This is a genomic window from Bartonella clarridgeiae ATCC 51734 (genome assembly GCF_000518185.1).
Lineage (GTDB): Bacteria > Pseudomonadota > Alphaproteobacteria > Rhizobiales > Rhizobiaceae > Bartonella > Bartonella clarridgeiae.
In genome coordinates this window covers 1-8916 of sequence record NZ_JADC01000004.1, presented here as the reverse complement: position 1 = coordinate 8916, position 8916 = coordinate 1, and the positions used below count along the sequence as shown (strand labels likewise).

Genomic DNA, 8916 nt, shown 5'->3' with positions numbered 1-8916 from the left:
ACCGAAAATAATCTGGAGAGAGGCACGTCGTAGGGGGGTGGACATGAATTTATTTTGGATCCAAACAATAGCCCCTAACTCAAAAAATACAATAATGAAAGCAATAAGTGTTGCTAAGAAAAAGGAGTCAATCAAATAAGGAATAGTATGGCCTAAACCACCAAGCATTGTCATCAGACCACAAGCAATTCCTCTTTTTACGGGAGAGCCGCGACCAGATAATTTACCGTCGTCGTGGAGCGCTTCTGTGAATCCCATTGAAAAACCAGCTCCAATCGATGCTGAAAGACCCACTAAAAAAGTTTTATAGGTATCACCTGTAGCAAAAGCTGCTGCAAAAATAGGAGCAAGCGTTGAAATGGAACCATCCATTAATCCGGCAAGGCCCGGTTGAATCCATGTTAAAAGAGTTTTCTTTTGATGAGGTGTGAGGATAGATTGATCTGTCTCTTCAGAGGAGTGAGAGGAAGCTGAGGTAGGAGAAAAGGATGAAAAAGGGAAGTTGTCAAGCGATGAATGCAAGGTTCCTGAATTCATATGACATGAAAGGTCAAGTAATTGCTTGTGATGTTGGAGCTCGTTGTGGCTCATGGTTGCAAGAATCAAAGCTTGATTAGGACAAGATGATTCTAATGCTTTTGCATATTTTAAATACAGTGCAGCATGGTCTTTTTTTAACTGGGTAGCATGGGCAACAATTTCTTGCGTTGTGCAAGAGGAGCAGGCCTTTTGCGACATAGAGGGAGAGAAATGCTTGAACATTGTGACTCATATAATTCATTTAGAATTATTCTAAAATATAAAAAGAAAATAATGAAGTCAATGCAAAATTTGTTTCTTTTAGAGTAAATTTTCTTTGCGGAAAAAGACTAGGGTAAGTCTCAAGGTTAGTTGGGGAACACAAGTTAACGGCACCTTAGGTGAGTGAAGATCCTGTTAGGTTGGAAGCTCTTGGGGCAGGAGGCTTTCTTGGGGTTGGAAGTTTTTGAGAGCTGGAAGCTCTTGGGTGATAAAGGACGATTGAGAAGCTTGAAGATTTTGTGTGTGTTAGGTGCTTCTCCCTTTGATTCTTTACGGTTGTTTAGGATGTTTTGCGAGAATACCTTTTGAAGCAACAAATAGGCTGATAAACATCAACAATAAACTAGCAACGGCATTCCATTCAGCAAAGGAGAGAAATAAAAAATACCCTGCTGCTTGATTACAGGAAGGAGATTGAATAGCGTTTAATTGATTTAAGAGTTGAGAGGCATCTGTTACGATCATGGTAGAGGATGAAATACAATTGTTCGGAGTGTCCCAAAAGTGATATTCAGTACCTGCGTGGTAGATTGCTAAGGCAAGGCTAATGGTCATGAATATAAAAATGCCCCAGAATAGAGACCGTATCCAAACAGAATAGGGGAAAAATCGTATTGATAGGCCAGCAACACCCACAAATATGAGAGAACCATAATAAGGAAGGCGTTCAATAACGCACAACTGACAGGGAAGAAAGCCACCAATATATTCAAAAACAAGGGCGATACCAATGGGAATGAATAGAAGAACGGCAAGAACAAGAATCGATATTTTTTTTTCTTTGTCGCTGAATGTGCAGTGAAGATGTTGGGTGAAAGGACATTGAGAAGAAGTCATTGTGTGCACGCCTTAAAAAGAGAAATATGATTTGAGAAAAAGAGTGTATAATCCATACATGAACAAAAGCAAAAGAAAACCAAGTGGTATGAACCATTTAAAGTGATGAGAAAGCCAGTGGGTCGCTTGAGAGCCAAAACGCTGAATAAACCAAGCAAAAAAATAGAAACGTGTTCCACGAGAAAGGATGCAGAGAAGAATAAAAAGCCAAAGATTAAAATGGGTAACGCCTGCAAGAAGGGTGGTAATTTTGATAGGAGGAAGATGTGTGAGACCAGAAACAGTCAATAATATTCCTAGGAACTCTTGAGTCGTATCATTGTGTAATGTTTGAAAATTTTCGTATTGATTGGTGAATTCTAAAAGAGGTTTGACAATCATATCAAAGGCAAAATAACCAAGACACCATCCAAAAATACCCCCGAGAACAGAAGAAACTGTTGCAATAAAAGCATAGCAATATGCTTTTTGAGGGCGAATAAGTGTTATGGGAATATACAAAACATCCGCCGGAATAAAAAATATAAAACTTTCAATAAAAGCAATAAAACCAAGCCAATAAGGTGCGGTGTGGCGCTTTGCTAGTGAAATCGTCCAGAGTTTTACTGAGTTCAAGATCATTATTTCTTCCGACAATTCAAAAAGGCAAAGAGATTCAAGGGGATCTCAGAAAGCCTGAATGAGACAAAAAATAGTCAATTTTTACGAAAAAAAAAGTCTAGTGTTGACGAATCTGTCGTTCCTTATATAGTGCAAAAAAATAGGGAACAAGTAGTCCTTTATTATATGTATTGTGCGGGTGTGGTGGAACTGGTAGACGCGCCAGACTCAAAATCTGGTTCCGAGAGGAGTGTCGGTTCGAGTCCGACCACCCGCACCAATCTATCTCATATTTTATATAATATCCTTTTGTTTTTAAACCCAGATTGGGGAGTAAAAATGCTCTCCAGTCTTTCTGATGTTTATGAAGATGCTCTTAGGGAGATTTTCTTTTGGAATCATTCTTCGGAGGGATGTGGCAAAGAGAGGCGCTCAAAAAGGGGTTTTATAAAAAAGAGTTTTTATAAAGAGAGTACGTATGCAGAGAAAGCGGGGATAGAAAGAACAGAATAACAGAAGAGGGAGAAGAGGAGGAGAAATGAGATGGTGATGAAGAATGTGATACATGCTTTTCAAAAAGCTAAGGTGTGCTTGTGTGATTCGCATAGCCCCAGTGGACAGCAAGCAAGTCTAAACAATCTCGTAAATGATCGGCAAGAGAATTTTGTTTGCGTTTGGAGGGACTTAATTCTTTAAATGCTTGATCATAACCAACCACCTGTTCAACCAGTTTATATCCAAGAATACCTAAGTGAATCTTGACCGTTTGTAAATGTTTGAGGGCATTTGTTTGGGCTTCAATTGGGTGGATATATCTCTGACTACTATCCACTTTTTGAGTGGTCAAATCGAGACTCATTTGTGTATCACCTTGGCATTGACGCCAATAAACATAAAAGCGTTCCGCTGCTTTATATTGTGCTTGGTTGATATGTCCTTTCTTATATAAAAGAGCAATGGGGCGGCTGTGGGTATCGATAATCGCAAGGGTGGTGCGTGGGTTTTTAGTGCTGATTGGAGATGTGGGTTGAAAGGAAGGATTGCTGGTTTCAATCATCACTTCTTGGGTTTTTAAGTGACCAATGGGTTGCTTTTTGCAGGGCAAGGGCATGGAGGGGGAAAGATGGGAAGATTTATGTTTTTTTGTGGAGATGATTGTAGTCTTTGTTTTTGGTAGATGGGTCATGATGTTTCTTCAAAGATGTGGGTATTGTTAATTGTTATTTGACAAGAGAAGCACTGAAATAGCGGTTTCTGTAAGGGGTGGGGTGGAAGATGTTGAAAGGTTTAAGGAATGTGAGTTGATTGAGGCTTTGTTTTTAAGGAGAATGATTCTTTTGTATTGGAAGGGTTGCGCTCTGTAGAGGAAGAGCATGGAAGGGGAAAAGAAGGAGATTCTTGTGGCAGAGGGAGTGTAGAGAAATGATGGGATGTGTGAGAGGAAGGAGGACCCTCTTTTGGTTTCAAAGAGCTGTTGTGGCCGCGTTCAATATAACATCGCGGAGTCGATAGAGCAGCAGAAGAACAACGATAACGGTAAGTTTTGGGATCAAACCAGAGACCGATTTTCCCTTCAAAATCACCAGAGCGTTGTTTGGCGATATTCATAATGACACCTGGACGTTGCGCTAAATTTGCTTTTTCTTCTGGTTGATGGGCGGAAAAAATTTTATCTTCTAAAGACCGATTACGCCAAATGGTGATGATGTTAAAAGCATTGGCACCAATTTCTGAGGCGCCTTTAATGTCTTCTGTGCCTGGAACATCCTTTTCTAAACCACTTTTGCGAGCATGCGCTACAAGATGAATGTGGACGGCGTTTAAAACTGCCCAATCAACTATTTTGTAAACAGCTTGTTCTTGTCCTGCATAGTCATCGGAGGAGATCCCAAGACGCATTAAACTGTCGATAATAAACTGATCACAGCCGTATTTTGCACGGCAATAGTCAAAAACATCTAACAGAGCGTCAACGTTCGATTTGCCTACATGCTCATACAGAATAAGACCTGCGTCTAAAAAATGAAGAACACGTTCAATCATTTCTTTCGTTGGTTGGTCGGTACCACCTGTTTGCTTCGTTAAACGACGCAAAGATTGCTCGCCTTTCATTTCAAGAGAAGCTAAGCAAAGACGGCTTTTTTGCTCAATCCAATGGGGAATGCAATCGGATAAAAGTTGACTTTTACCCGCACCACTGGCCCCGCTCCAGAGGGTCAATTCTGCAGGACGAAAATAAAGCTTACCATTCAATTTTGGATAGGGAACCGTATAGCCAAGATGCTGTTTTGCAGGAGGGTAAAATAAGTTGACCACTTGTTCTTTATAATCCAAAGCATGACGTAGCCCCTTTGGTGTAAAGCTTTGAGCCTGTAAAAAAGCTTCGTGGATAATGGAAGCATCAACACCTGCTTGTAAACATGCATTTGCATCTTTGTCAGGAAGCCGGACACGATAACATCGATGGCGACCAAGACGATGAGCAATCTCAAAAGCCGCTTCTTCACCCGGTGTATCCATATCTGTGGCTAAAAAAATGGTTTCAAAGGATTCTAAATGATCAAATTCATTCTCAATCCAATTTTGTTTGCCCCCTTTCCCTCCACCAAAGGGAACTGAAACAGCTGGATAGCCATAGGCTGCTAAAGAAAGGGCATCAATCTCTCCTTCGGTGATAACAAGGGTCCGATCCGTCGAAGCACGCTCTTTGGAGGATAAAGCTTGCCAGCCAAATAAAATCGGTTCACACTGAGAAAGCGTTGGTTTCGCCTTTGCACCGTTTTCGGCTAAGCGCTCTTTCACTAGGGCAAGGGTACCATCCGGTTTATAAAAAGGAAAAATAATTTTATTACCCTCTTCCCCAATTTGGTACCGTTGTAAAATTTCAAGCGGAATATGACGCTCTTTGTGCAAATATGTTTTAACCTGATGTTGAGGAATATTCATTTTGGGAACAGAGGGAGTGCGATACTGATGGCGGGGCGCCATGAAAGGCTTGGGACGAGAAAGATTGAGATAAGCGCGCGCTTCATCAAGTGCTTGAGAAAGGCTGATTCCTTTAACGCTACACCATAGGTCAAGAAGATCTCCGCCGCTGCCTTCAGCAAAATCATACCAAAGGCCTGCTTTACTGCCGCTTAAGCTGATCGATAGGCTTTGTCCCGCTTCGCCGCGGATATTGCCAACAACCCATGAATTGCCACGTTTGCGGCCTTGTGGAAGAAGCATTTCTGCAATAGAGCCTGCTTGAGCAGTTAGCCTTTGTTTAATTTCAAAAAGTGTGCTCATTTTAATAAACCTGATAATTGATAAGGCTGCTGTAAAGAGTTTCTTCATTGGCACTGCTCAAGGCAGATGTAGAGCGTGCTGAAAAAGCTGCAGAAGACAAAACAGAAAGCCGTTTATCATTTTCTTTTAAACGCTCAATTTCACGGCGGTACCAATTGCGCCAGGTGGCTGACCAATCAACCTTCATAGCTTCTTTGCCGCTCTTCGCTTGCCAATAATCACGAAACTTTTTTTCTTGCCAATGTGCTTGCTCTTCGCTGAGACCTTCCGAAATCGCTGCCGCAATATCAGCACGCCACTCAGAGGGAAGACGACACCCCTGCGTTTTTCCTTTAGGGTGAGAAACATCACAAAAAGAGGAAGAGGAAACAACCGAAGAATGTTTCTTTTGTGAAACACCGATAGATGTTTCTTTTTCTTCTGCTTTCTGAGCTTCTGAGTTACGTTCAGCATCCGGTGGAGAGGCGTTGAACAGATGTTGAAACTGATCATTGATTTTTTTGCGTTTTTTTGCCGAAGAACGACCTGCAGAGGATTTTTGCTCAAGCAATTTTGTGCGTTCATGAAAAATAGTTTCACAACGCGCGTTCCAAAGTCCACTGGCTAGGTTTAATATTTTCCCCTCCGTTATCAACATTTCTAAAACACTTTCAAAAGTCCGCTTGTCACAACCACAAAGACGCGCTAAACGTTCTACCGATAAATCTAAAGGACGACCTCGCGCGTACATTTCATTCAAAAGAATCGTGTAAATACCAATTTCATGGGCTCGCATTCCACGAACTCCACCAAGAAAATCATTCTGGTACCAACAAACATAAGGAAGTATCGATGATTCATAATGAGGAAATTCTGAGTGTAGAACTTGTTTCATGGTTCAATAAACTTTCTTTTGTTTCAATCTGGAGTAAAGCGGGTAAAAAGCGAAAAGTGTTTTGTAATAGCTCTCAAAGTGCGTTGATAAAGTTGACGATTTTTAAAATGTTTCTGTTTTGTTCTGGTAGATGATCATTTTTTTGTGTATTTCCTTAAAATTAACTCATCAATTATACAGGATCTAGAGATTTGCAATTTGAGGTTGTATAAAGGGTAAAAATTAAAGAGGACAAAGTAACAATACAGGGGTTTTTGAGAAATTTCTTTCTAACCCGGGAGTGATGATTGTTTTTTGATGAAAAAAATAAAAAATGATGAGCCCTCCAATAAATGAAAATTTTTCTAATTTTATCCTCTTTAGGAGATAAAGCAAGTCAATTTTATTACGGAACATATTTTTTTAAAGACAGGCTATAGGATAAGACTATGAATATTGATGGTTGGCGTAAAAGATTGCAGGAAGCACTTCAAAAAAGTGGACGGTCAAAACGGTCTATTTCACTCGCTGCAGGCAAAGGTGCCGGGTATTTGCATTCAATCCTTTCTGAAGGAAAAGAGCCGACGATTGAATCACTCTATCATGTCTGTCATGCAATTAATGTCAGTATGAGTTATATTCTCTATGGAAAAGGCGCAATGCCCGAAGATCAAGAGTTTATTGATCTCGTTTTGCAGATTTCTCCTGAGGAGAGGAAGGCCATTTTGACTCTTTTGCGTCGACCAACCGATGGAGAAAAAACATAACAGCTTGTTGTGTTTTTACGTCAAGTTTTTTCCAAGATTGTAGTAGTTCAAAATCACTCATTTCAGCCCCCCCGTTTGTTGAAAATTTATGGATTAAGAGCAATCAGAAACAATGCAAAAGGTGGGAACAAGAGATTAATAGTTCTCGTGCTCGTTTTTATTTGAACATTGTCAAAAGCCATAGTATATCTTTTATTAAGGATAAAATAATTGACATATCTTCCATAGAGGATATAAGACTAACGCTATATTTGATCATGTCAAGACAAAGCTTAGCTTTATCAACTACCTAAGAGGGGAAAATTTTATGAAAGATGTGCCATTCGTTAAAGAGGATGAAATTCTTGTCATTCTTTGTGAAGATGAGATCAATGATGCCTATGATGGCCCTATTGAGCAAGAAGAAGCACTCGAACTGGTCGATAAATACGATAATGTGACCCGACTCTTGCGTCTCGACTTAAGATCGTTACATGCCGATGATGTGAGTGAGCAAATCGCCGAGTTCTATATGAAAATACACGATAGCTATGAACAGGATGAACAAATGCATCCTTTCATTTTCAATAGTGATGCTTATCATGCTTATTTAGATCAAAAAGTCGCTCAAGAATACGAAGATAATCTCTACGGATCTTATGAAAAACAGCATCGTTTGCGGTGGTCTGATGTGCTGAATAAATATTGAGGGAAAAATAATGAAAAGTTATCTCAAAACACTTTCTTACGGGTTACCACTCTATTATGTCGGAAATGACCAAAATGTCATCAAATTGGAACCACAACAAAAAAATGCCTGTCCTTTTACTTCACAATATGAGGCAGAGACCGTGGCACAGAAGTTAGCGCTTCAATATCAGCGTTATGATTTTTATGTGGCGCAAAAATAGCTATGCGTATTTTCTCATCACAGTCTACAAAAATCAACTTTGAGAGATAAAAAGCCGTAGAAAAAGGAAAGATGGCGGGTGTGTTGGCCCTATGGCTGCATACCCTCAGCTGTGTGTAGTTGGGGAAATGCGATTGTATGAGCTTTGATCGGGTTTGTTAGATGTTTGTGTGTAAAGGAAAGATCTTCAAGGATAAGAAAAAATTTCACAAATGAAAAAGAATGGCAAAAGGGGAGAACATTTAAATGCCAACGATTATTGATTGTGTTCAAGGAACAGATGAATGGCGCCAAGCGCGCAATGGTTTGATTACCGCTTCTTTGTTCGAGATGGTAGTTGCACAAAAACAAGATGGCAAAAAAACCCAAAAATATAACTCTGTTATGATGAAACTTGCCGGAGAAAGAATAACAGGAAAGTCCGTCGAGGAAGCGATAACGTTGCCTATGCGGCGCGGAATAGAATTGGAACCACAGGCGCGTCAGCTTTATGGAACTCTCACACAGACAGAGCCTGAATGCGTTGGTTTCATTTTGGCAGAAGATCGTTTGAAAGGCGCCTCTCCAGATGCTTTGGTTGGGACAAACGGGATGTTGGAAATTAAAACAAAAAAGCCTGAAATTTTAATCCCTTATTATACGCAAAAAAACTTTCCTCTCGAACATAAAGCACAATGTCAAGGAGGACTGTGGATTGCACAACGCGAATGGATCGATTTAATGTTCTATTGGCCAGATATGCCGCCTTTGATTAAGCGTGCTTATCGTGATGAGGCCTATATTCGGAGGCTCGAAATAGAAATCAACCGATTTAATGATGCCTTGGCAGTGATGGTGCATCGTCTTAAAACAATGCATCTATGATGCATCTATTCTATAAA

General features: G+C 40.2%; 10 protein-coding genes and 1 tRNA gene. 5 read left to right on the top strand and 6 right to left on the bottom strand.

The annotated features are described in order from the left end of the window. The 3 genes from T420_RS0100280 to T420_RS0100270 form a co-directional block, all read right to left on the bottom strand. On the bottom strand, positions 1-738 hold a 738-nt coding region (locus tag T420_RS0100280; RefSeq protein ID WP_026501034.1), incomplete at its 3' end, for a VIT1/CCC1 transporter family protein. A gap of 333 nt (positions 739-1071) precedes the next feature. Next, a complete protein-coding gene (locus T420_RS0100275; RefSeq protein ID WP_013545502.1) occupies positions 1072-1638 on the bottom strand; it encodes a disulfide bond formation protein B in 567 nt (188 codons plus the stop codon). Positions 1639-1650: 12 nt separating this feature from the next. Continuing rightward, complete coding sequence (locus T420_RS0100270) at positions 1651-2259, bottom strand: YqaA family protein (RefSeq protein ID WP_013545501.1); 609 nt, start codon at positions 2257-2259, stop codon at positions 1651-1653. Between the two features lie 174 nt (positions 2260-2433). Between T420_RS0100270 and T420_RS0100265 the strand changes: the two genes are divergently transcribed. Beyond that, a tRNA-Leu gene (locus T420_RS0100265) sits at positions 2434-2518 on the top strand. 300 nt (positions 2519-2818) lie between these two features. On the opposite strand, the gene T420_RS0100255 is transcribed toward T420_RS0100265, so the two are convergent. The 3 genes from T420_RS0100255 to T420_RS0100245 form a co-directional block, all read right to left on the bottom strand. After that, positions 2819-3424 carry a hypothetical protein gene (locus tag T420_RS0100255; protein ID WP_013545499.1) on the bottom strand — a complete coding sequence of 202 codons (606 nt, stop codon included), beginning with the start codon at positions 3422-3424 and terminating at the stop codon, positions 2819-2821. 101 nt (positions 3425-3525) lie between these two features. Continuing rightward, a complete protein-coding gene (locus T420_RS06765) occupies positions 3526-5526 on the bottom strand; it encodes a toprim domain-containing protein (RefSeq protein ID WP_013545498.1) in 2001 nt (666 codons plus the stop codon). Between the two features lies 1 nt (position 5527). Further along, a complete protein-coding gene (locus T420_RS0100245) occupies positions 5528-6400 on the bottom strand; it encodes a YdaU family protein (RefSeq protein WP_026501033.1) in 873 nt (290 codons plus the stop codon). Between the two features lie 428 nt (positions 6401-6828). On the opposite strand from T420_RS0100245, the gene T420_RS0100240 reads away from it, so the two are divergent. The 4 genes from T420_RS0100240 to T420_RS0100225 all read left to right on the top strand — a co-directional run bounded on the left by T420_RS0100240 (position 6829) and on the right by T420_RS0100225 (position 8899). Next, entirely contained in the window at positions 6829-7146 is a 318-nt protein-coding gene (locus T420_RS0100240) for a helix-turn-helix domain-containing protein (protein WP_013545496.1), read from the top strand. A gap of 307 nt (positions 7147-7453) precedes the next feature. Next, a complete protein-coding gene (locus T420_RS0100235) occupies positions 7454-7834 on the top strand; it encodes a hypothetical protein (RefSeq protein WP_013545495.1) in 381 nt (126 codons plus the stop codon). Positions 7835-7844: 10 nt separating this feature from the next. Beyond that, a complete protein-coding gene (locus tag T420_RS0100230; RefSeq protein WP_013545494.1) occupies positions 7845-8036 on the top strand; it encodes a hypothetical protein in 192 nt (63 codons plus the stop codon). 245 nt (positions 8037-8281) lie between these two features. Then, on the top strand, positions 8282-8899 hold the full coding sequence (locus tag T420_RS0100225) for a lambda exonuclease family protein (RefSeq protein WP_013545493.1): 618 nt from the start codon (positions 8282-8284) through the stop codon (positions 8897-8899). Positions 8900-8916: the final 17 nt, after the last annotated feature.